General features: G+C 59.6%; 20 protein-coding genes and 1 pseudogene. 12 read left to right on the forward strand and 9 right to left on the reverse strand.

The window, feature by feature from the left end:
* Positions 1-105 precede the first annotated feature (105 nt).
* The gene (locus tag BN1800_RS33940; protein WP_179213968.1) at positions 106-897 is read left to right on the forward strand and encodes a FadR/GntR family transcriptional regulator; all 792 of its coding nucleotides are present in this window, start codon (positions 106-108) and stop codon (positions 895-897) included.
* A 32-nt stretch (positions 898-929) separates the two neighbouring features.
* On the opposite strand, the gene BN1800_RS33945 is transcribed toward BN1800_RS33940, so the two are convergent.
* Positions 930-1,718: a discoidin/SUN/FTP domain-containing protein gene (locus tag BN1800_RS33945; RefSeq protein WP_087004403.1), complete on the reverse strand. Its 789-nt coding sequence runs from the start codon at positions 1,716-1,718 to the stop codon at positions 930-932.
* Between the two features lie 11 nt (positions 1,719-1,729).
* The gene (locus BN1800_RS33950; protein WP_087004405.1) at positions 1,730-3,520 is read right to left on the reverse strand and encodes a heparinase II/III domain-containing protein; all 1,791 of its coding nucleotides are present in this window, start codon (positions 3,518-3,520) and stop codon (positions 1,730-1,732) included.
* Positions 3,521-3,729: 209 nt separating this feature from the next.
* Between BN1800_RS33950 and BN1800_RS33955 the strand changes: the two genes are divergently transcribed.
* The 9 genes from BN1800_RS33955 (at position 3,730) to BN1800_RS34000 (ending at position 13,253) form a co-directional block, all read left to right on the forward strand.
* Complete coding sequence (locus BN1800_RS33955; RefSeq protein ID WP_087004408.1) at positions 3,730-4,680, forward strand: carbohydrate ABC transporter permease; 951 nt, start codon at positions 3,730-3,732, stop codon at positions 4,678-4,680.
* Positions 4,681-4,684: 4 nt separating this feature from the next.
* Positions 4,685-5,536 (forward strand): carbohydrate ABC transporter permease, encoded by an 852-nt coding sequence (locus BN1800_RS33960; protein ID WP_087004411.1) that lies wholly within the window; start codon positions 4,685-4,687, stop codon positions 5,534-5,536.
* A 4-nt stretch (positions 5,537-5,540) separates the two neighbouring features.
* Positions 5,541-6,713: a glycoside hydrolase family 88 protein gene (locus BN1800_RS33965; protein ID WP_087004414.1), complete on the forward strand. Its 1,173-nt coding sequence runs from the start codon at positions 5,541-5,543 to the stop codon at positions 6,711-6,713.
* 8 nt (positions 6,714-6,721) lie between these two features.
* Positions 6,722-7,831 carry an ABC transporter ATP-binding protein gene (locus BN1800_RS33970; RefSeq protein ID WP_027512157.1) on the forward strand — a complete coding sequence of 370 codons (1,110 nt, stop codon included), beginning with the start codon at positions 6,722-6,724 and terminating at the stop codon, positions 7,829-7,831.
* A gap of 34 nt (positions 7,832-7,865) precedes the next feature.
* Complete coding sequence (locus BN1800_RS33975) at positions 7,866-8,597, forward strand: DUF624 domain-containing protein (RefSeq protein WP_087004417.1); 732 nt, start codon at positions 7,866-7,868, stop codon at positions 8,595-8,597.
* A gap of 31 nt (positions 8,598-8,628) precedes the next feature.
* Positions 8,629-9,903, forward strand: a complete 1,275-nt coding sequence (locus tag BN1800_RS33980; protein ID WP_087004420.1) for an ABC transporter substrate-binding protein — start codon at positions 8,629-8,631, stop codon at positions 9,901-9,903.
* 71 nt (positions 9,904-9,974) lie between these two features.
* Positions 9,975-11,825 (forward strand): DUF2264 domain-containing protein, encoded by a 1,851-nt coding sequence (locus BN1800_RS33985; protein WP_087004424.1) that lies wholly within the window; start codon positions 9,975-9,977, stop codon positions 11,823-11,825.
* Positions 11,826-12,017: 192 nt separating this feature from the next.
* Positions 12,018-12,341 carry a hypothetical protein gene (locus BN1800_RS40825; protein WP_143534210.1) on the forward strand — a complete coding sequence of 108 codons (324 nt, stop codon included), beginning with the start codon at positions 12,018-12,020 and terminating at the stop codon, positions 12,339-12,341.
* 726 nt (positions 12,342-13,067) lie between these two features.
* Positions 13,068-13,253 carry an ATPase inhibitor subunit zeta gene (locus BN1800_RS34000; RefSeq protein ID WP_087004429.1) on the forward strand — a complete coding sequence of 62 codons (186 nt, stop codon included), beginning with the start codon at positions 13,068-13,070 and terminating at the stop codon, positions 13,251-13,253.
* A gap of 307 nt (positions 13,254-13,560) precedes the next feature.
* Here BN1800_RS34000 and BN1800_RS34010 read toward each other — a convergent pair whose 3' ends face one another.
* The 7 genes from BN1800_RS34010 to BN1800_RS34040 are packed head-to-tail and all read right to left on the reverse strand — an operon-like array spanning position 13,561 to position 21,039.
* Positions 13,561-14,094 (reverse strand): NADH-quinone oxidoreductase subunit B family protein, encoded by a 534-nt coding sequence (locus BN1800_RS34010; RefSeq protein ID WP_087004434.1) that lies wholly within the window; start codon positions 14,092-14,094, stop codon positions 13,561-13,563.
* 12 nt (positions 14,095-14,106) lie between these two features.
* Positions 14,107-15,621, reverse strand: coding sequence for a hydrogenase large subunit (locus BN1800_RS34015; protein ID WP_087004437.1), 1,515 nt, complete (start codon positions 15,619-15,621; stop codon positions 14,107-14,109).
* A gap of 13 nt (positions 15,622-15,634) precedes the next feature.
* Entirely contained in the window at positions 15,635-17,098 is a 1,464-nt protein-coding gene (locus BN1800_RS34020) for a hydrogenase 4 subunit F (RefSeq protein WP_087004440.1), read from the reverse strand.
* Positions 17,095-17,760, reverse strand: a complete 666-nt coding sequence (locus BN1800_RS34025; protein ID WP_087004443.1) for a hydrogenase-4 component E — start codon at positions 17,758-17,760, stop codon at positions 17,095-17,097. Before BN1800_RS34025 ends, BN1800_RS34020 begins: the two co-directional genes overlap by 4 nt.
* Positions 17,760-18,716 carry a respiratory chain complex I subunit 1 family protein gene (locus tag BN1800_RS34030; protein WP_087004446.1) on the reverse strand — a complete coding sequence of 319 codons (957 nt, stop codon included), beginning with the start codon at positions 18,714-18,716 and terminating at the stop codon, positions 17,760-17,762. Before BN1800_RS34030 ends, BN1800_RS34025 begins: the two co-directional genes overlap by 1 nt.
* Complete coding sequence (gene hyfB / locus BN1800_RS34035; RefSeq protein ID WP_087004448.1) at positions 18,707-20,728, reverse strand: hydrogenase 4 subunit B; 2,022 nt, start codon at positions 20,726-20,728, stop codon at positions 18,707-18,709. Before hyfB ends, BN1800_RS34030 begins: the two co-directional genes overlap by 10 nt.
* Positions 20,725-21,039 (reverse strand): helix-turn-helix domain-containing protein, encoded by a 315-nt coding sequence (locus tag BN1800_RS34040; RefSeq protein ID WP_087004451.1) that lies wholly within the window; start codon positions 21,037-21,039, stop codon positions 20,725-20,727. The genes hyfB and BN1800_RS34040 overlap by 4 nt, the downstream gene beginning before the upstream one ends.
* 275 nt (positions 21,040-21,314) lie before the next feature.
* Between BN1800_RS34040 and BN1800_RS43045 the strand changes: the two are divergent.
* Positions 21,315-21,510, forward strand: a pseudogene (locus BN1800_RS43045) (heavy metal translocating P-type ATPase); the annotation flags it as partial.
* Between the two features lie 375 nt (positions 21,511-21,885).
* Positions 21,886-22,200 carry a hypothetical protein gene (locus BN1800_RS34055; protein ID WP_087004456.1) on the forward strand — a complete coding sequence of 105 codons (315 nt, stop codon included), beginning with the start codon at positions 21,886-21,888 and terminating at the stop codon, positions 22,198-22,200.
* Positions 22,201-22,231 lie beyond the last annotated feature (31 nt).

Genomic DNA, 22,231 nt, shown 5'->3' on the forward strand with positions numbered 1-22,231 from the left:
GTCCAGCTTTACTTTCCCCAGAGGATCGGCGCGCGAAGACCTTGCAAAATACGATACAAAAGCATTGTCGTATTGCAACAGCGCAAGATTTGTCATACATGTGTGATGAATACGGCGATCGCCTTGAAGATCGCCCGCATTCCATCAAGGGGATCGAGCGTGACCATCCAGACCAAGGATCGCAGCAAGGGGCCGGGGTCACTGGTTTCGAAGGTCGGACAAAGCCTTCGTCACTTGATTGCGAGCGGCCAATATGTCCCCGGCGACAAGCTCCCGAGCGAGGTTGAGCTGACCGAAACCCACCGGGTGAGCCGGACGGTGGTGCGCGAAGCCGTGGCCGCGATGAAGTCGGATGGTCTTGTCGAGGTGCGGCAGGGTGCGGGCATCTTCGTTCTTGACCCCGACATCCAACCGCACGTCAATCGAAGGATCGACAAGGCGCGTGTCTCGTCGGACCTCGAGGTGCTGGAAGTCAGAGCGCCGTTGGAAATCGAGGCCGCCGGCCTTGCGGCCTTGCGGCGCTCCCCGGCCCAGGAAGAAGCAATCTTCGAATGTCACCGGCAGATCCTTCGCTGCATCGAAAACGACGAGTCGATCCGCGAAGCCGATCTTGCGCTTCACTTCGCCATCGCCGATGCGACCAACAACCCGTTGTTCCGGCAGCATCTGGAGTTTCACGGGGCGGCGGCTATTCCGCAGTCGAAAGTGATGCCCGACCCGCGCCCTGCCGATCAGACTGCCTACCGGCGGATGATCCACAAGGAGCATGAAGTGATTGTCATGGCGATCTCCGACCGGGACGAGGAAGCAGCCCGCAACGCCATGCGCGACCACCTGCGAGGCAGCCAGATTCGCTACCGCGATCTGCTCCGGGACTTCCGGGCATTTTCATCCTGACACTGCAATTCCCGACGCTTCCACGTTTACGATCAGTCCACTTCGCGGCCCCAGACTTCGATCTGGGTCAGTGCCGGAAAGGGAGAAGGGTCGTCGGCCTTGATGAGGCTGTGCAACCGCACCCATTCCACGGTCTTTTCCGCGAACGGAAAAGATTGCGCGGCACCGGATTTGACCAGTGAGAAGCTTTCCGTCTCTCCATCGGAAAAGGTGATGCTCGCGTTTTCCCACGAGGCATCGTGCGGAAAATCGGCTCGCAGATAGAAGACGATTTCGTCGATCCTGACGGGGCGCCCGAAATCCAGCGTCAGTGCGGCTTCGGGATCACGGTTGATGCCCCAACTCGTATAGGGCCAAAAACCGTGATCGTCGTTCGCCTTTTCGCCATCGATCGCATTGCGGGCGGCAAAGACTGCCTCCCCACGTGTTTCGACATTCGCCTTGGCATGCGGGAAGATGGAGGAATTGGCGTGGTCGTCCCAGGGATTGAACGCCAGATTTCGGCGCGATCCGATCTCCTCCCGCCGCGCCTTGCGGACAAACAGTCGATGGAGCACGCCTTCGAAAGCATGTGGTGAATAGGGAACGCGCTTCGCCTCGAACGGGACGCCGAGCGCATAGGCCTGTCCCTTCATGTAGACTACTGTAGGCTGCATCGCGTCATCAAGCGCCAAGACCAGATGTCCGGGCTCGGACGCTTCGACGACGACGTGATCCCCCTCCTTGTAGGCATCACGATAGACCAGATAGATCTCGTCCATTCCACTTGCCTTGGCACGAACCTCGCCGGCAATGTCAACGACCTTCAGTGTCAGTTCCATCCTCGCCCTCCTCAGACGATCCGCAGGTTCAGGCGCGTCCCGGCAAAGGGGATACGCAGCCGGTAGATTTTTGACGGCCAGGAAAGGCGCAGGCGGGCGTCGTCGATATCGATCGTGTCGACCTCAATCTCGCCGCCGCCATCGAGTTCGATCCGTCCCAGGCCTTCGAAATGAAGATTTTGGCCATCCACGGCCGGCTTTGCGCAGGTCATCAGCGACAGCACGGCCGGCAGGTCGCCGTCATGGCTATCGGAAACCTCCACGTGCTGCCCGCGCAGCAGCGTGACGGTTCGGCGATAAGTTTGCACATTGGCAACTGCCGAATAGGCGGAGGCAAGGTCGAGAGATATCCGCGCAGAACCTTCATTGAACTCCACATCCACGTCGCGCGCAGCAAAATCGGCGCTATCCGACTGCATCACGCCGCCGAACGTCGGCAGGTTGTGGAAGGCGGACTGCATGGTCCAGATTTCATAGCGCCGTGGCGAGAAGGTTTTGGACGTATAGGTTTCGACGCCGATATCAATCAGGAAGGGCTTGCCGTCCTTGTAGAGCGTCAGACTGCCGACATCGTTGTGATTGTGGCTTTCGCCATTGTTGCCGCCTTTAACTGCCAGCGCATAATGATCGTCGCGGGCAACGAACAGACCGATGCCGGGGTAAAAGATATCGGTTTTTGATGCGTCAACCGGCGCGGCTACCAGGTCGGAGCCGACGAGCAGCTCCTGGACGCGGTACCAGAGGTTCCACTCGTCCGGCAGGTGCGGTTTTTTCGATGAAAGCCTGTCATTTGCGGCAAATCGCACCAGCGCGTCGGATCCGACCGCCTTGCCGAAGAGATATTCGCGCACGGTGCAGGGCTCGATGACAGCGGCGGAATCGGAAAAATTGAAGTATTGCCGGCCGGCCACATGCATGTGGGAAATATATTCCGCCATGCTGCGGATCTTAGGAGCCCGCCAGAGCCTCGCCATGCAGCCCGGTGCCGCCTGATCCAGAATGGCCATCGCGCCGGCCATGCAAAGCGCCGCGTGCCGGTAATAAACGACCCCTTCTTCACAGCCGCCATCCGGAGCATAGTCCTTTACGAATGCATCCAGACTGGAGAGCGCCTTTTCGGTGATCTTTCGACGCAGGCCCTGATCCGTCTTGAGACCGAAGGTCGACAACAGGACATTCTGCGTGATCCACGCCGTCCAGTTGTTCATCCGCTCGGCACCGTTGCCCATCCACCAGAAATGCCGGGTGAGATATGGCGTCAAGAGTCGGGTCCGCACCTCCTGCTCGATACGGGCGCCGACCAGCGGGCTGACCTCGTTCAGCCGATCTCCAAGTAGCGCCACGATCGTAGCCAGCAAGGCGCCCGTTTCAGCCGCGAAAAGATCGATAACCGGCTGTTCGGCATCGGGTAAAGCAAACCTTTGTCCGCCCCGCTCATAGGCATTGTGGGCTGGAAGCTGCCATCCGCTTTCCTCGCAAACAAGAAAGACGCCGTCGACGATTGCATCGATGAAACGCCCCCTGCCCTCCAGCATTTCGGCGAGCACAAGATCGTTCAATCGCCGCCGCCGCGAGAAATAGAGCGCCTCGAAACGCGATCGATTGCCGTTCAGCGCATATTCCCGGTAATCGGACGCCTTGATGACCGACCAGGCCTGGCCAAGAGCGGCCTCCGCATCACCGATGACCGCCGTACGCATGTCCGCCGATACGGCTTCCCAAGTGAGGCGATCCGAAAAGGGCGCGCCGGGAACGAAGTCTGCCAATACTGGCGGCAAATCTTCCGCGATCTCGCTAAACATTCGCCCCCTTTTCCACGCCTTCGGCAACAAACTTCGATGCCACCTATCATACGTATTATAAGATGACCATAGAATTCATATGATTTATCCAGAACTTGTTTGACCAATGTTGGATCTGTGCTATGTCCGGTCACGGCACGGGCTGCGAGAGCGGGTAATTTCGCGCATCACCCGAGTGCCTGGGAAGCGCCGCTTCGAGGAGGAATGAGGTGTCCATTTCGAATTCGACCATCGCGGCAAGCGGTGCGCCGGCAACGGCTCGACGCTCCGCCAAGGCCATGTCACGTCGTCGGCGCAAATTGCAGAACGCGCTGATCGCCTATTCCTTCATTGCGCCGAATTTCCTGGGCTTTGCGGTCTTCACGCTCGGCCCGATTGTCTTTGCCTTTGCACTGGCCTTCATGCACTGGGACGGGTCCAACGCGATCACGTTCGCGGGCCTCGCCAATTTCTGGCGGCTGTTCGAGGACAAGGCCTTCATCGCTGCCTTTTGGAATACGATCATCTATACGGCCGTATCGGTGCCGGCGACGCTCGCCTGCGCGCTGGGCCTTGCAGTTCTCCTGAACCAGAAGATCTTCGGGCGCGATTTCTTCCGCACAGCGATGTTCTTCCCCTATGTCGCCTCGCTGGTCGCCGTTGCGGTGGTCTGGAACATGATCTTCAACCCGGAAATGGGTCCGGTGAACATGATCCTCTACACGCTCGGCCTCGACCCCAAGGACATGCCCGGCTGGGCCGCGGACCGGCATTGGGCCATGGTTACGGTCATCCTCTTCGGTGTCTGGAAGAGCATGGGCTATTACATGGTCATCTACCTGGCCGGCCTGCAGGGCATCAATTCCGAGCTCTATGAGGCCGCCGATCTCGATGGCGCCAATTCCTGGCAGAAGTTCCTTTATGTCACCGTGCCCCAGCTGGCGCCGACGACTTTCTTCGTCACCGTCATGCTGACCATCCAGTCGTTCAAGGTCTTCGACCAGATCTACATGATCACCCAGGGAGGCCCCGGCACATCAACCCTCGTCCTCGTCTATCACATCTACAACGAGGCCTTCATTTCCTGGGATCTTGGCTATTCCAGCATGATTGCATTGGTCCTCTTCTTCCTCGTGCTGGCGGTCACCGTCGTGCAGTTCCGCCGCCAGAAAGAGGACTGACGCCATGCAGATCGCCAAGCGCTCCGCCAGGAGCAGACAGATCAAGGTCAAGACGATTGCGATTTACCTGACCGTCATCGTCATCACCGCGGTGATGCTCATGCCCTTTGCCTGGATGCTGTCCGCCTCGCTGAAACTCAGCCGCGACGTCTTCGTCTTCCCGATCGAATGGATCCCATCTGAACCGCGCTGGCAAAACTATATCGACATCTGGTCCAAGATCCCGCTGGCGCTGTTCATCTACAACACATCTAAGCTGACGATCATGGTCACGTCCTTGCAGCTCCTGACGTCGAGCTTTGCGGCCTATGCATTCGCCAAGCTGGACTTTCCTTACAAGAACACGCTTTTCCTCGGTTATATCGCCACTATCGCCATGCCCTGGCAGGTCTACATGGTGCCGCAATTCCTGCTAATGCGGGAATTCGGGCTGAACAACACGCATCTGGCGCTCATCTGCTTGCAGGCCTTTACCGCCTTCGGTGTGTTCCTGATGCGGCAGTTCTACATGTCGATCCCGACCGAACTCTGCGAGGCGGCGCGTATCGACGGCATGAACGAGTACCAGATCTGGGCGAAGATCATGCTGCCGCTGTCCAAGCCGGCGCTCTCGACGCTAACCATCTTCACCTTCGTGACCACCTGGAACGACTTCCTCGGACCGATGATCTACCTGACCAAGACGGAGCTGAAAACGATCCAGATCGGGCTCCGCATGTTCATCTCCCAATATTCCGCCGAATACGGGCTAATCATGGCCGCATCGGTCGTCGCCCTCATTCCGGTCCTGATCGTCTTCCTGTCGCTGCAACGCTTCTTCGTCGAAGGCGTCGCCTCCTCGGGCCTGAAAGGTTAAGTTCATGACTGCCGTTATGCCGACCGCGCCGCTGCCGATCACCGATGCCGAGGTCAAGGCCGCGCTCGATCTCGCCGTGGCACAGGTCCGCCGCAACCTGCCGACATTCACCTATGCGTCGCAGAACCATTCGAGTGTCGGCAATGTCTATCCGGCAGTCGCCAACGACCAGTGGACCGCTGGCTTCTGGCCGGGGGAAATCTGGCTCGCCTTCGAGCATGCCGGCGACAAGGTCTTCCAATATGCGGCGCAGATCCAGGTACAGAGTTTCCTGCATCGGATTGAAAACCGCATCGAGACCGACCACCACGACATGGGCTTCCTCTATTCGCCCTCCTGCGTCGCGGCCTGGAAGCTGGTGGGCGACGAAGACGGCCGCAAAGCCGCAATCCTTGCCGCCGATCAGCTCATCGAACGCTTCCAGCCGATCGGTCAGTTCATCCAGGCCTGGGGCCGCAAGGGCGTTGCGGAGGAATATCGCTATATCATCGACTGCCTCCTGAACCTGCCCCTGCTTTACTGGGCGACGCGGGAAACCAACGATCCGAAATACCGCGACATCGCCCTCATCCATGCCCGTACGACGCTTGCGAACTCGGTACGGCCGGACGACTCCACCTATCACACCTTCTACATGGACCCGGTGACCGGGGCGCCGGTGCGCGGTGCCACGAAGCAGGGATACAGGGACGACAGTTTCTGGGCGCGCGGGCAGGCTTGGGGCATTGCCGGAATGGCGCTGTCCTACCGCTATGAGCGGATCGACGAATACCGCAACACCTTCGACCGGCTGCTGAACTTCTACCTGCACAGGCTGCCGGCTGACCTCATCCCCTATTGGGACCTCGTGTTCTCCGACGCGGACGGCGAGCCGCGCGATACGTCGGCCGCGTCGATCGTCGCTTGCGGCCTACTCGAAATGGCCGCGATGGTCGAAGACGACGTCGCCGCCCGTTACCATGACCTCGCGCGCCGCATGATGAAAAGCCTCGCAGAGCGTTATGCGGTCAAGGATCCGGCCGTCTCCAACGGCCTGGTCCTGCATGGCACCTATTCGAAGAAATCGCCCTACAATACCTGCCGAGGCGAAGGCGTCGACGAGTGCGTCTCGTGGGGCGACTACTATTACATGGAAGCCCTGACGCGCCTTTCGCGCGCTTGGTCTTCCTATTGGTGAGAGATCAGATGGCCAGCATTTCACTCAAGAAACTGAACAAGACCTACGGCGCGCTAACCGTCGTGCACGACATCGATCTGGAGATCGCCGACAAGGAATTCATCATCCTCGTCGGCCCTTCCGGCTGCGGCAAATCGACGACGCTCAGGATGATCGCCGGCCTGGAAGAGATTTCGGGTGGAAATCTGGTCATCGGCGGCGATCTGGTCAATGACGTTCCGTCAAAGGACCGTGACATCGCCATGGTCTTTCAGAACTACGCTCTCTACCCGCACATGACGGTCTACAAAAACATGGCGTTCGGACTGCAGTTGCGAAGAGCGTCACGCGAGGTCATCGACCAGAAGGTTCAGGAAGCCGCAAAGATTCTGGACATCACGCATCTCTTGAACCGCAAACCGAAAGCGCTCTCCGGCGGCCAGCGCCAGCGTGTCGCGCTCGGCCGCGCCATGGTCCGCAATCCTGCCGTCTTCCTGCTGGATGAGCCGCTGTCCAACCTCGACGCCAAGCTGCGCGGCACGATGCGCGCCGAAATCACCAAGCTGCACAAACGTCTCGACGCCACGTTCATCTATGTCACTCACGACCAGATCGAGGCGATGACGATGGCCGACCGGATCGTAGTGATGAAGGACGGCCATATCCAGCAGGTCGATACGCCGCAGAACCTCTATGACCGACCGATCAACATGTTTGTCGCAAGCTTCATCGGAGCGCCGCAGATGAACATGCTGCCCTCGGCGATCGAGCGTCGGGGCGATGGGTATGCCGCCCTGTTCGACGGGTGGGAACTACCGCTGCCGGCTCATTTCGAAAAGAGCCGCATCGAACCCTATGTCGGCCGCGGACTGGTCGTCGGCATTCGTCCGGAAAACTTTCACGAACTGCCGCCGGCCGATATTGCGCCGGAGAATCTGGCGCCCTTTGGCGCCGTCGTGGAACTCGCAGAACCGATGGGGTCGGAAGTCCATCTGAACATCGTCGCCGGCGGCCGCGACCTAATCGCGCGTGTGTCGCCACGCTTCAAGACGAAGATCGGCGACGAGGTAAAACTGACCGTCGATACGACCAATGTGCAGCTCTTTGACAAAGAAACGGAGCGCTCGATCCTCTACTGAGGCGGCACTGATATAACGGGTGGGAGAAATGGCCATGCAATCGCTGCGGGACATGTGGACGAAGGAGGGGCCGGGCATTGCGAAGAATGCGCCGAAGAAGAACGGCCTTGCCCTCTTCGTCGAGACATTCGCCCGTGAATGGTGGGAAATGGTCAAGCTGAACATTCTCTTCATCCTGGCCAGCCTGCTCGTCGTCACCATTCCCGCCGCGATCGCCGCGATGGCCCGGATCTCGGTCACTTTCGTCGAGGACCGGAACACCTACCTTGTCAGGGATTTCGCCGAAGGCTTCGTCGAGTATTTCTTGCGCGCGACCATCTGGGGACTGGCCTTTGCACTGGCGATCGGCCTCGGCATCTATGCGATCGCTACATATGCTGCCGCAGCCCAGGACAATCTCGTGCTCGCCCTGCCGCTGACGATCGCGCTGTTTGCGACGGTATTCATCCTTGTCATCGCCTGCCATCTCGTAGTGCTGATGGTGATGCGCGATATGCCCGCGCATCAACTTCTGCGGCTTGCCGCGGTCGCCTCGTTCATCCGACCGCTACCGGCACTTGCGGCACTTCTGTTCGTGGCCGCGCTTTGGCTTGCGCATGTCGCCTTTTATCCGGTGTCCGTCTTCATGCCGGCCACCCTCAACTTTTCACTCGGAATGTTCGCCGTCGCATTCGGCGTCCATCGGGCAGCGGTAATGGTTCTGGGCCTCTCGCCCGCCGCCCCGGTACCTCGCGAACCGCATGCTTATGACGCTACGCATATCTAATCCAGAGACACTTCAGGGAAGGAGAACAGAAATGTATTTGGAGAAATTCGGGAGATCAGTGAAATTCGCTTTGGCCGGTATGGCACTCGCCGCATCGACCGCAGGCGCGGCATGGGCCCAGTCGCCGGTGACGCTCAAATGGGCGCTGTGGGACCTCGACAAGACGACTTATTACAAGCCGCTCATGGATGCCTATCAGGCCAAACATCCGAACGTGACGTTCGAGGCCGTCGATCTCGGCTCGCAGGACTACCAGCAGATGATCGCCACGCAACTGGCCGGCGGCGCCAAGGACCTCGACATCGTGACGGTCAAGGACGTCCCAAACTACGCGAACCTTGTTCGCGCGGGCTCGATCTCGGACCTTTCCGGCTTCATGACGGAACAGAAGATCGACCCCGCCTCGTTCGGCGGGCTCGTCGATGAATTGAAGATTGACGGCAAGGTTTATGCTCTGCCGTTCCGCTCGGACTTCTGGATCGTCTACTACAACAAGGACATTTTCGATAAGGCCGGCGTTGCCTATCCGACTAATGACATGACCTGGGCGCAGTTCGACCAGATCGCCACCAAGCTTACCGGCGGGATGGGTGCCAACAAGACCTATGGTGCGCTTTTTCATACCTGGCGTTCAACGGTCGAGCTTCCGGGCATTCTCGACGGCAAGAGCACGCTAATAGGTCCGGACTATGCCTTCCTGAAGCCGTGGTACGAACGGGCTATTGCGCTTCAGAAGGCCGCTGTCGTCCCCTCCTATGCGTCTTTGAAGACGTCCAATACCCACTATTCGGGACCGTTCTTCAACGGCACGATCGGTATGCTACCAATGGGCACATGGTTTATCGGCACGCAGATCGCTAAGGTCGCGTCGGGTGAATCCAAGAGCAAGAACTGGGGTATCGTCAAATATCCACATCCGGAAGGCGTCGCTGCCGGTACGACAGCGGCGCAGGTCGCTTCGCTCGCCGTCAACGCCAATTCCAGCCACAAGGCGGAAGTGCTCGACTTCATCAAGTTCGTCACCGGTCCGGAAGGTGCCGCGATCATCGCCGCAACCGGCACCATCCCGACCGTCCGCACGCCAGAAGTCACCGCCAAGATTGCGTCGCTACCGGGATTTCCGCAGGACCAGAACAGCAAAGATGCACTGCAGTCCGGCAAGTCCTTCCTGGAAATGGCCGTCTCACCGAACGCCGCCAAAATCGAGGTCGTCCTCAACCGAGCGCACGACTCGATCATGACCGACAATATCTCGATCGAAGACGGTCTTAAGGAAATGACCGACGGCGTTAAGGCCATCAAATAGTCCTTCCAACTGACCCGACCCGCGGGAGCCGGAGCTTCCGCGGGTTTCTTCTCTATGATGATGGATTGCCAGTGATCTACGACCCTGCCCGCGCCAATCCCCTTTACGGGAACGCCCTCCTCTCTCGAGACGATGTCGCAAGAGCAGCCCTGGATCTCTTCAAGCCGCTCCTCCCCTATTTTTCCGAGGGTGGAGCCCGCGTGCGACTCAGCGCCATCGGCGCTCACTTCGATCGCGCGGCCGCTGATCTCGAAGGCTTTGCGCGACCACTTTGGGGCATCGTACCGCTTGCGGCCGGCGGTTATGATTTCCCTTATTGGGATCTCTACCGGCGCGGCCTCGCAAGTGGTACCAATCCCTCGCATTCTGAGTATTGGGGTGACATTTCCGACCGCGACCAGCGTCAGGTGGAATTGGCCGCCGTAGGTTTCGCGCTTGCCATGGTGCCTGAGCATATCTGGGAGCCTTTGAGCGACGCGCAAAAGGAAACTGTCGCCTCCTATCTTCTGTCGGCGCGCGACAAGGAGTTCGTCGATAATAACTGGAAATTCTTCCGCGTCCTGATCGACCTTGGATTGACGCGCGTCGGGGTCGCGTTTGACCGCTCGAAGACCGATCGCTATCTTGATGAAGTGGAGGCCTTCCGTCTCGGAGACGGATGGTATCGCGACGGGGCTGTCAAGCGGGTCGATCACTACATCCCCTTCGCCATGCATTTCTATGCGCTGATCTACTCTGTTCTCGCCAAGCATGACGTGAAGCGAGGGGAGGCCTATCGGAAGCGCGCGGAGGTCTTCGCCGTCGATATCCGCCACTGGTTCGGCCCCGATGGCGCCGCACTGGCCTTCGGGCGTAGCCAGACCTATCGGTTCGCAGCAGGCGGCTTCTGGGGCGCACTGGCCTTTGCCGAGGTCGAAGCTCTGCCTTGGGCCGAAATCAAGGGCTACTATATGCGCCACATCCGCTGGTGGTCGCAATTACCAATCGCCGACCGAGACGGCGTGCTGTCGATCGGCTACGGCTATCCCAACCTGCTGATGAGCGAGAGCTACAATTCGGCTGGGTCGCCTTACTGGGCGCTGAAGTTCTTCTTGGCCCTAGCCCTGCCGGCCGATCACCCGTTCTGGCAGGCGGATGAAGCACCTGCGTCTTCCTTCGCCGATCCCGTTCCACTCAAGGAACCCGGCATGGTCGCCATGCACACTCCCGGCAATGTCGTCGTTCTCGCCAGCGGCCAACAGCACGACAAGATGCGCGGTGCCAACGAGAAATATTCGAAGTTCGTCTATTCCACGCGCTACGGCTTCAACATCGAAGCGGATGACCGGCATTTCGCGGCGGCAAGCTTCGACGGGATGCTGGGGCTTTCCGATGACGGCGTGCATTTCCGAATTCGCGAAACACTGGAAGAAGCGTTGATCGCTGGCGACAAGCTCTATTCCCGCTGGAGACCATGGAGCGACGTAACGGTCGAGACATGGCTGATACCGTCTAATCCCTGGCATATCCGCATCCATCGCATCGTCACACCCCGTCCCCTGCAGACGACCGAAGGCGGCTTTGCAATCGAGCGATCTGATTTCAACTCCGACATCGCTGAACAAGACGAGGCACGTGCCGTATGGCGAGGCCGGAATGATATCAGCGCCATTGTCGACCTGTCGCCAGCCTCACGGAGAATGGGGCATGCGATAAGCCCGATCGCCAACACCAATCTAATTCACGCCAAGACTCTTCTTCCCCAGCTTCGTGGCGAGATCGATAACGGCTGCACGCTACTCGCCGCCGCCGTCATCGTGATGCCCGTCTCGGATCCGCGGAAAGTTTCGCTCGGCCCTGTGCCGACGATCCCCGATCTGGCTGAACTGCAGAAATCTTTCAGCTCATCCGGCACGAGGCTTACGCACTTCGATGCTGGATAGTCTGACGAAAGATGCATTCTATTCCGACTTCTGAAGGTGTTCCTGGCGCTCGACCGTCACGGCATAGTCTTCCCGCCATGCGCTGTGCCGACCCCATGTCTTGAACGGACTCGAACGCCCGATCCCTAATCATAGAACCCTAAGATCTGAAGCATCGGAATTTTAGGCTAAAAGGGTGCCGCGGTAGCGATTGTGATGATTGCGGTCGGGATGCAAATCATCCTGCGCGTAAACTTCTGTGCCATGTTCCACTCTGTGATTATTGTCGTCGCCGGCTTGATGCCGGGCACGCAATGCCGCTTTTGCGGTTCTTCTTGGGTGCTGGCCACCGTTTCGCTTCGGAAAGCGGCCATTCGTCGACTTACTAAGCCACCAATTGCACACGGGATAGCTCCGACGCTCAAAACACCATTTTCAGCAGAAATGCAGCATGCGGCCCGGCCTGCGCCGCGTCACGGCGACTATGCTCTCAGGAGAGTTTCCGAAGCTTCGAAATCGGCCGCAGTCCAGACATAGAGAAGCCGCCGGATTTTGAGGCAGCTTTAGGCAGAGGCGGCGGAAATTCGATCGGCTTGCGCTCCGCCCGGCAATCGCGGTAAGGCTACGCGATGGACGATAATGTCATCAAGTTTCGAAAGCCCAAGCCCCGCCTCGCCTGCCAGATCCCCGTCTTCGCAAGATCCTCATTGTGCTAGGCGTGCTTGTTTTGTTTGCAGCAGCTTGGTTCTATTTCGCGTTCGTCGGCGCCCCGCTGGTCCCTTAAGTCTCCACACTTCTGGCTGCGTGCGGCTTCGAACGCGGGTACTTGCCGCGGCGATCTTCAGGGAGCAGGTTTGTCAGCGTATGACGTCGACACGAGCCTCATGATCAAGGGCGACAGTGCACGCGTCCTCAGAGGACACTGACTTCTTCGCCATCTGGCATAGGTTTCGAACCCACTCAAGGCCGAGATCCGCGATGTTTCCGATCCCACTGTCCATCAACCAGTTGACCGCCCGGCCCTGACAGAGCCCTGTCGCTGAAGCTCTGCCGTGACTTCTTCGACGGCCATCTACTCCAAATCGCAAGGAACGCATTACAACCGTGCAGCATCTAGGGAACGGCTGAACATGTCATGACGTTTCCAGATTGATCAGTTTGATCATGGCCAAAGCATCTAGTCGTCCGTGCATGTGTAGTCATCTCGGAGGTAACCACATGACGCGTCCTGTTTAGGCCGCGACAGGGAGAGGAGAGCTTTTCATGACATCGCTGGATGTTAGAAGACGGGCGCTTGAAGACAAATACATTCTCGACCTTGAGCGGTCACTGAAGGTTCAGGCCCGCCGAAACCGCTTGTTGGCAGAATGGGTTGCCGCTGCAATCGGCCAAAATGACCTCGAGGCTTATGTGGATGAGGTCGTGGCAACCACACCGACAACAACGTAGTAGCTCCCAGCGAGCGCAGGATTGTAGAGGATTGCTAACTTGGGGAGAAATGCAGAATTGGTCACGATGCCCTCAATGCGGAACGCATCCCAAACACGTTGAGTATTTGTTCCGAGCAATTGGTTAGGAACGATCGGAAAAATATCTCTTCTGTATGATCCCGGAGGAAAGTCTCGTTGTATGTCGTGTCGAGTTTACTCCCGTAGGCTCGGATCTGCTGAATGGCCGCAAGATGCGTCAGCGCCACGGCCACGGTGATGATTGCAATGATTCCAGCCTGTAGACGTCGAACCATCGAAACTGCCCGTCACGAAACGCGGCCCTCCTCGCTCACATCTTCGAACAACCCGAGCAGACCGCTCAGGATATCCATCGGCGATGGAGGACATCCTGGAATATGCAGATCGACGGGCACGACCTTGGAAACCCCGCCGATGACCGCATAACTGCCAGCGAAGCAGCCTCCATCGCGCGCGCAGCCGCCGAGGGCAACCACCCATTTGGGATCGGGGGTGGCATTGTATGTCCGTTCGAGGGCCTGCACCATGTTCCGGGTTACTGGGCCGGTCACCAGCAGCACATCGGCATGCCGCGGCGAGGCGACGAAACGGAGACCGAAGCGCTCGATATCGTAAAAAGCATTGCTAAGGGCATGCATTTCCAGCTCGCAGCCGTTGCACGACCCGGCGTCGATGGCGCGGATCGACAGGCTGCGTCCAAGCTGGCGGCGCGCGTTCCTTTCGATCGCAGCGGCGAGCTCTGTCATCGCAGCCTCGGAAACCGGCGGTGCCGGTTCCGTCAGCGGCCGCCGGATGAGACTTTCGAAGAGGAGCTTGCGCATGATTGGCTGCCTTCAGAGATCATGACCGGAATATGAACAGTTGAAAGACTTGTTGCAGAGCGGGAAGTCCGCAACGATATTGCTTTCGATCGCCGCCTCCAGCAGCGGCCATTGAAACCAGGATGGATCGCGCAAATGGCAGCGGTCGATCCTGCCGCTTTCGGCAAGACGAAGCCAGACCAGCACGTCGCCGCGAAAGCCTTCAACAAGCGCCATGCCCTCCCGGTTCTCATTGATGACGGGAATAGCGCTCAGGGTCGGACCGTCCGGCAACCGGTCGAGGATCTGGCCCAGCAGTGATAGGCTCTGCACGACTTCGCGAATGCGGATCCAGACGCGGGCGTTGACATCGCCCTCGTTCAACACCGGAACCTCGAAGGCGAGCTGATCATAGGGCGGATAACGCAGGGTATACCGGGCGTCGAAGCCGCGCCCCGAGGCGCGCCCGACATAGCCGCCGGCGCCATAACAGCGGGCGAGTTCCGGTTTCAGCGTGCCGGCGCCGACGGTACGGTCCTGAAGCGACGCTGTGTTGTCGTAGAGCTCGACTAATGCCGGGAACTTCTGGCCGATCTCCGTGGCGACGGCTCGCAGAGCCGTGATGCCCTCATCGTCCAGATCGGCAGTGACACCGCCGGGCGTGATGCGGTCGCGCATCAGGCGATGTCCGAAGGCGGCGTCGGCGGCACGCAGCACACGCTCGCGCAGCACGCCGCAGTGGGCGTGCATGAGGGAGAACGCGGCGTCGTTGCAGATGGCGCCGACATCTCCGAGGTGGTTAGCGAGCCGTTCGAGTTCGGCCATGAGCGCGCGCAGCCAGACAGCGCGCGGCGGGACTTCGAGCTGGGCGGCGGCCTCGACCGCCCGCGAAAAAGCATAGGCATAGGCGACCGTACTATCGCCGGAGGTTCGGCCGGCGAGTTGTGCAGCCCGCTCGAGGCTTGCCCCCGTCATGAGCGACTCGATTCCCTTGTGGACATATCCGAGGCGCTCTTCGAGGCGGACGATCGTCTCGCCGTTGGCCGTAAACCGGAAATGCCCCGGCTCGATGATGCCGGCGTGCACCGGGCCGACCGGGATCTGGTGCAGGCTTTCGCCTTCTGCGCGCAAGAACGCGTAAGGAGCGGCTCCAGGCGAAGCTTCCGGGCTCCTGCCCAAGGGAAATCGCAGGCCCCAGCGGCCGTGATCGAGCCACGGGCGCGGATCCGGCAGATCCTGTGGTGCGAGCCCGGTGAGATCATGGATCGCGCGTTCCAGCCGGAGAGCCGGAGAATGGTATTGTCCGACCGAAGGATAGCTGCCGTCCAGTCCGTCCAGTCCGATCACACCGATTGTACCTGCAGATTCGTCGAGTAGAGCCATGTGAACGGCGTTCGCCTCTCCCCAGAGGCCGAGCAGGGTCCAGTATCCTTTCGGGAGCGCCGCAGATGCTGATGTCCAGACGGCTGTGCCGACGATCGCACGGCGCCACGGGTGGTGGTGTTGAACCGCACGGCCCTCGTGGATGAGATCGGTCAGCGCTTGCATTGAATGGCTCCCATCATCGAAGAAGGTTGGCTATGTGCTGGAACCAGGCGACCAGCGGTGGTGGAAGGTAGATGCCCGCGCCCAGCACCAGTGCGAGGTGGGAATACATCGGTATGTAGGAAGCCTCGGCCGGCGCGATGCTCCCGCGTGGCTGGCCGAAAGCGACGCCAGTGAGCCGCAGCATCAATGCGCCAAAGGCGACCAGGAGTCCGAAAACGAGCGGGATGGCGAGCAATGGCTCCTTTGCAAAGGTGGAACTTACGACCAGGAATTCGCTCATGAAAATTCCGAGCGGCGGCAGGCCGGCAATGGCGACCACGCCGATCACCAGTCCCCAGCCAAGGCCCGGATGGGTTTCGGTGAGGCCGCGGATGCTGGAAAGCCTCTGTGTACCTTTGATCTGGGCGATGTGGCCGACGGCAAAGAAGATCGCCGATTTTGTCAGGGAGTGCATGACCATATGCAACAGCCCGCCGAAATTGGCGAGCGGCCCGCCCAGACCGAAGGCGAAGACAATGATGCCCATATGCTCGATCGAAGAGTAGGCGAACATGCGTTTGATATCTCGACGGCGATAGAGCATGAACGCTGCGAAGATGAGCGACGTGAGCCCCATCGTCATCATCAGCGGTCCGGGAGCGATCGCCTCGGGGTTGGCTGCGAGCAGTATCTTGAAGCGCAGCACCGCGTAGAGCGCGACATTCAGGAGAAGGCCGGAGAGCACAGCCGAGATCGGCGTCGGCCCCTCGGCATGCGCGTCCGGCAGCCAGGCATGCAAAGGTGCGAGACCGACCTTGGTGCCGTAGCCGAGCAGCAGAAATATGAAGGCGACGTTGAGAAGTGCTGGGTCGAACGTGGCGGCGTGCGTGATCAGGATGGTCCAGACCATCGCATCGTAACCTTCACCGACGACCGGCTGGGCCACGAGATAGACAAGGATGGTTCCGAAGAGCGCAAACGCAATGCCGACGCTTCCCAGAATGAAATATTTCCAAGCGGCCTCGAGCGCTTCATGCGTGCGGTAGATACCGACCATCAGCACGGTGGTGAGCGTCGCAAGCTCGACGGCGACCCACATCAGGCCGATATTGTTCGAGACGAATGCGAGATTCATGCCGAACATCATGATCTGATACATGGCGTGGTAGAAACGGAGGTTCACCGGTGTCAACCGGCCGGTCTCCAATTCGTGCGCGATGTAGCTGGCGCTGAACACACTGGTGGTAAAACCCACGAAGGTATTGAGCACGATGAAGACGATGTTGAGATCATCGACGAGGAGATATTGTCCCGGCGCAGGCCGTTCGGCCACAAGCATGGAAAGAGCGGCAAGTAAGGTGAGCAGGCTCGCGAACACGTTCAGCCGCGCCGACGTTCTATAACCGGGCAGAAGCGCCAGAAGAACTGCCGACGCGATCGGTATCAGGAGGACGGCCGTCACCGCGTCGAAAACCGGGACGGAGAAAAAAACGCTCATTTCCGCCGTCTCCCCTTGAAATCATCGAGCGCGCGGACATCCACCGTGTCGAACCGTTCGCGGATGCGGAACAGGAAAACGCCGATCACGATGAAGGCGATCAGGATCGAGAAGGCGACACTGATCTCGACGACCAGCGGCATACCCTTGGCGCCGGTTGCTGCAAGAACCAGTCCGTTTTCGAGCGACATGAACCCGACGACCTGGCTGACGGCATTGCGGCGCGTCACCATGATGAGCAGCCCGAGCAGCAGGACCGACAATGCGAAGGCCAGATCTTCGCGTGCCAGCGGATCGGCTTCCGGCGTCACGCGTAGCATGACCGCCATCGCCAGCGCGATCAGTCCTATGCCGGCGAGCATTGTAGGGCCGATGCCAACCACCGTCTCGATCTCGCGATGGATGCCGAGTTGACGGATCATGCGGTGGAGCGCCACGGGGATGATGATGGCCTTGAAGACGAGGGCTATCGCCGCCGTCATATAGAGATGCGGCGCATCCTGAACGAGGGCCTGCCAGGCGACCGACAGGGTCAGCACCAGCGAGTGCAGCGCAAAGACGTTGAGCAGCGCGTAGAGACGGTCCTGATAGAGCATCATCATGCTGACCAGGACCAGACCGCCGGCGAGCATGTGGGCGATGTCGAAGGTAAGACCGTTCATCACAGACTCCTCGAGACGAATAGCAGGAGGGTCGCGAGCAGGCCAAGCATGAGTGCTGCCCCCAGGAATTCGGGTACGCGGAAAAGCCTCATCTTGGCGGTCGCGGTTTCGAACAGGGCAAGGAGCGCGCCGCCGACCGCGAGCTTTGCCAGATAGGCGAACATCCCGACCGCATAGGTGGCGGGACCGGCTGCCAGGGCCGCCAGCTTCCACGGCACGAAGATGCAGGCAATCAGCGAGATGTAAAGCAGCAGTTTTAGCGATGCCGCCAGTTCGATCATCGCGAGATGGCGCCCCGAATATTCCAGCACCATCGCTTCGTGCACCATGGTGAGTTCGAGATGGGTCGCCGGGTTGTCGACCGGGATGCGGGCATTCTCGGCGATCGCCACCATGATGAGCGCGATGAGTGCGATCCCCAGCGAAACGCGCAATCCGACCTCGGGAGACGTCATAAAGGCGGCAATGGTCGAAAGCTGGGTCGAGCCGGCGACGAGGGCGAGCGTGAAGATGACGAGCAGCATCGAGGGCTCGGCCAGCGTTGCGATCATTACCTCCCGGCTTGATCCGAGGCCGCCGAAGCTGGTGCCGGTATCCATGCCGGCGAGCGCCAGAAAGAAGCGCGCGCTCCCAAGCAATGCAATGATCGCAATCAGGTCTGCTGTCCAGCTGAAGATGAGGCCTGCGGCGAAAGTGGGGATGATCGCGGCCGCGACCCAGGTCACGGCAAAGATCAGATAGGGCGCCACTCTAAACAGCCAGGAGGCGTTCTCGGCCAGCACCACGTCTTTGCGCAGGAGCCGCAGGAGATCGCGGTAGGGCTGGATCAGGGAGGCGCCTTGCCTGCGCAGTAATCGGGCCTTGAGCTTGCGGATGAAACCGCTGAGCAGCGGTGCCAACAGCACCACGAGCGCCATTTGGAAAGCCTGGGCGAGGAGAGCGGAGATCACGACCATAGCGCCAACACCAGGAGCAGAAAGACGAGCGCGAGGAAGACCAGGCTCAGGTAGCGGCGAATGGTGAGGAACTGCAGGTGGTTGAGCTTTTCAGCAGCGAAGCCGACGGCGCCAACGATCGGCAGGTAAAGCCCTTCCCAGATCAGGTCGCGCGTCTCGACAGTAAGACGCGCCGGCCGGAGATCGCCGGGCACCGGCATGTCGACTCGCTCGCGGACGCGGAGAATCAATGTCCCGAAGACACGGCGAACGGGCTGGGCAAAACTACCGGCGCCATATTGGCTCACCGGGTTGATCTCTGGAAAGCCGCAATCCCAGGCGGGCGCCCGGCGGAGCCGCCGCGACGCAAAACGGTGGATCAGATAGGCCGTCAGCGAGGCCGAGAACAGAGTGAACAGGAAGACCAGAAGGCCGTTGTAGGAGCTGCGGCTCTCAGCAATAGGCACGATCGACAGCCATGGAATATCCGCCTGCACAGGCATCCGATCGCCGATCAGCGACAGCGTCACGGGTGCGAGGCCGTCGATGACGATCCCCGGAAGGATACCGGCAAGAAGGCACAAGGCCGCCAACACCGACATCGCCGTAAGCGAAAAGCGGTCGACCTCCAGCGCCTGTTCGGCGACGGTGCTGCGAGGACGACCGAGAAACGTAACGCCGAACACCTTGACAAAACAGGCCGCGGCGAGCGCTGCCGATAGCGCAAGCAAGCCTCCAACCGCCGGCACCAAAATCTTCAAACCCCATTGCGGGAGAGCTGGGCTTTCGAGGATCGCCTGGAACGTCAACCACTCTGAAGCGAAACCGTTGAACGGCGGCAGCGCCGAGATCGCGACGCAGCCGACGAGAAATGCGATGCTGGTGACAGGCATGCGATGGATTAGGCCACCGAGCTTGTCCATGTTGCGCTCGCCCGTTGCCGTTAGCACCGCGCCGGCGCCGAAGAAAAGAAGGCTCTTGAAGAAGGAATGGTTGAGAACATGGAACAGAGCGGCGGTCAGCGCCAACGCGGCGGCCAGTTCCATGCCATTCGCCTTGAAGGCAAGCGCCAGGCCGAGGCTGGCGAAGATCACGCCGATATTCTCGATCGTGCTGTAGGCGAGCAACCGCTTGAGGTCCGTCTCCAGCATCGCCTGGAGGATACCGAGCACCGCTGTGCCAGCGCCGAGCATCAGGACGATGATGCCCGACCACCATGCCGGCGCGGCGATTAGATCGAAGACCACCCGGACAAAGCCATAAACGGCAACCTTTGTCATGACGCCGCTCATCAGCGCGGAGACGTGGCTCGGTGCTGCAGGATGTGCCAGTGGCAGCCAGACATGCAGGGGCACGAGACCAGCCTTCGAACCGGCGCCGAACAACAGCAGGATGAGCACGAGGCCGGCTGTCGAGGGGGTATAGGCAGCCCCGCGCATCGCGGTAAAGCCATAATTGCCGTTCGCCCCTGCAAGGAGACCGAAAGCAAGCAACAGCGCGAACGTGCCGAAGCTTGCCATGACGATGTAGAGGTAGCCGGCCCTTCGATTGTCGGCGTCACGGTGGTGCGCCATCACCAGCGCCCAGGATGCGAGCGACATGAACTCCCAGGAAATGAGGAAGGTGAAGGCATCGTCCGCCAGAATCACCAGGTTCATGCCGGCGAGGAAGGCCGGGAAGAACGGCAGCACCCGATGCGCAGCATGCTCGTGACGGCCATAGCCGAGTGCGTAGAGACTGGCGAGCAGCCCGGCGAGATCGACGACCACGAGGAAAAAGGCCGCAAGCGCGTCGAGCCGGAAATGCGCACCGAGCCATGGCAAGCCGAGGGGAAGGATGATCGTTGATGCTAGGGGCGCTACGCCAGCAGAGGAAAGCTGAACGAGCGCAATCGCAAAGGCGACACCCGAAGCCACAAGGCTGGCACTGTAAATTACCCGTGTCGCCCAGTTCGATCTGGCGATAGCGACGGCCAGGATCGCCGTTCCCAAGAAGGCCGCCGTACACATAAGCAAGGCGACGGCAGGCGTCATGGCCGCGTCCTCGTTCCACGTGCGGGCGCGAGTTTGGGTTTCCGCCGGAGCGGCTCGACGCTGGCGGCTACCTTCAGCCGCACTCCGCGCCCGCCATCTTTGCTGACCGCTCCTTCATTAATGACCTCGATGCCGGCGGTGTCCAGCGCCGCGAGTAGCCGCATCAGCGAATCCACGTTGCCGCGCACAACCTGGCTGCTTGCTTCCATGCGTTGAACGGTTGGAACCGAAATTCCAGCGAGTTCGGCCAACTGACGCTGGTCGATACCGAGCAGGGCTCTGGCGGCCCGCAGTTGAGCGGCAGTAATCACGATTGAACCATCGTTAATCTCACCAAGGCTCTAAGATTCAAAGTTTATGACCTCTCTATTGATGTTTCAAATCAAAATTGCGAGGCTATGTAGATCACGTCGGAGCGACGTCGGGTTGGAATAACGAGGGACATGCCTAGATCATCCAAGACGAATCCATTGTCTTAGGAACGTTCCGTTTCTTGCTTTCCGACATCCCCGCGGGGACCCCCGTGCTAGTCACCGCCAAGAAGAGCCTACCGCTACGGCCGCATGAACGTCTGCATCTCTTCGGTGTTGTTTTGCTCGTGGACCGTCTCGAACCTCTGACCGTCGCCCGGAGGACGGTCGTTATTGCGCGCCAGAGCGTTATCGTGGGGCTTGGGCTTTCAATCGCTGGGATGATTGCTGCCGCCTGGGGATTTCTTCTGCCTCATGCAGGATGCGTTGCTGCAGGAAGCAATCGATGTCGCTGTGATCGTCAACGCCTTGTGAGCGCTACGGCCTTCAGGATCGAAAGCTGGATACGGTCATGAACCTGCCCGCCTGAAAAAGAGGCCAGCAATGATCATCACTGAGATGTATGCGCGAAGGACGACTGGGCATATGTCGTCCCGATATATCATGCCTTCGCCAAAAAACTGGTTTTGCGGATTCTCACTCTCCGCCAGAAGGTTGAGTGGATGTGCGTGATCGTGCAGGAACTTACGGCAAGATAAGCCATTAGTGACGAATGGAAGCCGGACGAGGTGGCATGACCGCCGGTGTGTCGTTGCCCCCGCATCACTCATGTCTGGTTGATCCGGATCAATGTCGGGCGAGTAGAATTCTGCAGAGTAGACGAGTGACTTCATAAAGGATTAGACCATGCTCAGAGCCAGACGCGACGGCCTGGGAGGCGAGCCAGGCAAGGCAATTCCTTCTCTCGGCGAAATCGAAGGGCGGATGATGATTCTCGAACTCGTCGCCGTAACGGCGCTCACGCGTCTTCTTCGCCTTCATGATGCCCAAGAACGATTGGCCCTGATGGAAGCGATACGGCATGTCGTCGACCGCAAATGCCGTGATGCCAAACTGTGCAGCCCCGATATCTCATCGGCCGAGAAATATGCGGAGGAATTACTGAAAAGCGCGCAGGAGCAGGCCGACGATCTCGATGCCATTCGCGATTCTTCAAGATGAAATAAGGAGAAACCTGCACTACAGGCTCAGG

The organism is Rhizobium sullae, assembly GCF_900169785.1.
GTDB classification, from domain to species: domain Bacteria; phylum Pseudomonadota; class Alphaproteobacteria; order Rhizobiales; family Rhizobiaceae; genus Rhizobium; species Rhizobium sullae.

What these genes read in the sequence shown, in the direction of transcription:
- BN1800_RS34030 (WP_087004446.1), bottom strand. Translation starts at nt 18,716, where the DNA reads ATGGTCGTGATCTCCGCTCTCCTCGCCCAGGCTTTCCAAATGGCGCTC.
- BN1800_RS33965 (WP_087004414.1), top strand. Translation starts at nt 5,541, where the DNA reads ATGACTGCCGTTATGCCGACCGCGCCGCTGCCGATCACCGATGCCGAG.
- BN1800_RS34015 (WP_087004437.1), bottom strand. Translation starts at nt 15,621, where the DNA reads ATGCAAGCGCTGACCGATCTCATCCACGAGGGCCGTGCGGTTCAACAC.
- BN1800_RS33950 (WP_087004405.1), bottom strand. Translation starts at nt 3,520, where the DNA reads ATGTTTAGCGAGATCGCGGAAGATTTGCCGCCAGTATTGGCAGACTTC.
- BN1800_RS34010 (WP_087004434.1), bottom strand. Translation starts at nt 14,094, where the DNA reads ATGCGCAAGCTCCTCTTCGAAAGTCTCATCCGGCGGCCGCTGACGGAA.
- BN1800_RS33975 (WP_087004417.1), top strand. Translation starts at nt 7,866, where the DNA reads ATGCAATCGCTGCGGGACATGTGGACGAAGGAGGGGCCGGGCATTGCG.
- BN1800_RS34020 (WP_087004440.1), bottom strand. Translation starts at nt 17,098, where the DNA reads ATGAGCGTTTTTTTCTCCGTCCCGGTTTTCGACGCGGTGACGGCCGTC.
- BN1800_RS34055 (WP_087004456.1), top strand. Translation starts at nt 21,886, where the DNA reads ATGCTCAGAGCCAGACGCGACGGCCTGGGAGGCGAGCCAGGCAAGGCA.
- BN1800_RS33940 (WP_179213968.1), top strand. Translation starts at nt 106, where the DNA reads ATGAATACGGCGATCGCCTTGAAGATCGCCCGCATTCCATCAAGGGGA.
- BN1800_RS34025 (WP_087004443.1), bottom strand. Translation starts at nt 17,760, where the DNA reads ATGAACGGTCTTACCTTCGACATCGCCCACATGCTCGCCGGCGGTCTG.
- BN1800_RS33960 (WP_087004411.1), top strand. Translation starts at nt 4,685, where the DNA reads ATGCAGATCGCCAAGCGCTCCGCCAGGAGCAGACAGATCAAGGTCAAG.
- BN1800_RS33970 (WP_027512157.1), top strand. Translation starts at nt 6,722, where the DNA reads ATGGCCAGCATTTCACTCAAGAAACTGAACAAGACCTACGGCGCGCTA.
- BN1800_RS34000 (WP_087004429.1), top strand. Translation starts at nt 13,068, where the DNA reads ATGACATCGCTGGATGTTAGAAGACGGGCGCTTGAAGACAAATACATT.
- BN1800_RS33945 (WP_087004403.1), bottom strand. Translation starts at nt 1,718, where the DNA reads ATGGAACTGACACTGAAGGTCGTTGACATTGCCGGCGAGGTTCGTGCC.
- BN1800_RS33980 (WP_087004420.1), top strand. Translation starts at nt 8,629, where the DNA reads ATGTATTTGGAGAAATTCGGGAGATCAGTGAAATTCGCTTTGGCCGGT.
- hyfB (WP_087004448.1), bottom strand. Translation starts at nt 20,728, where the DNA reads ATGACGCCTGCCGTCGCCTTGCTTATGTGTACGGCGGCCTTCTTGGGA.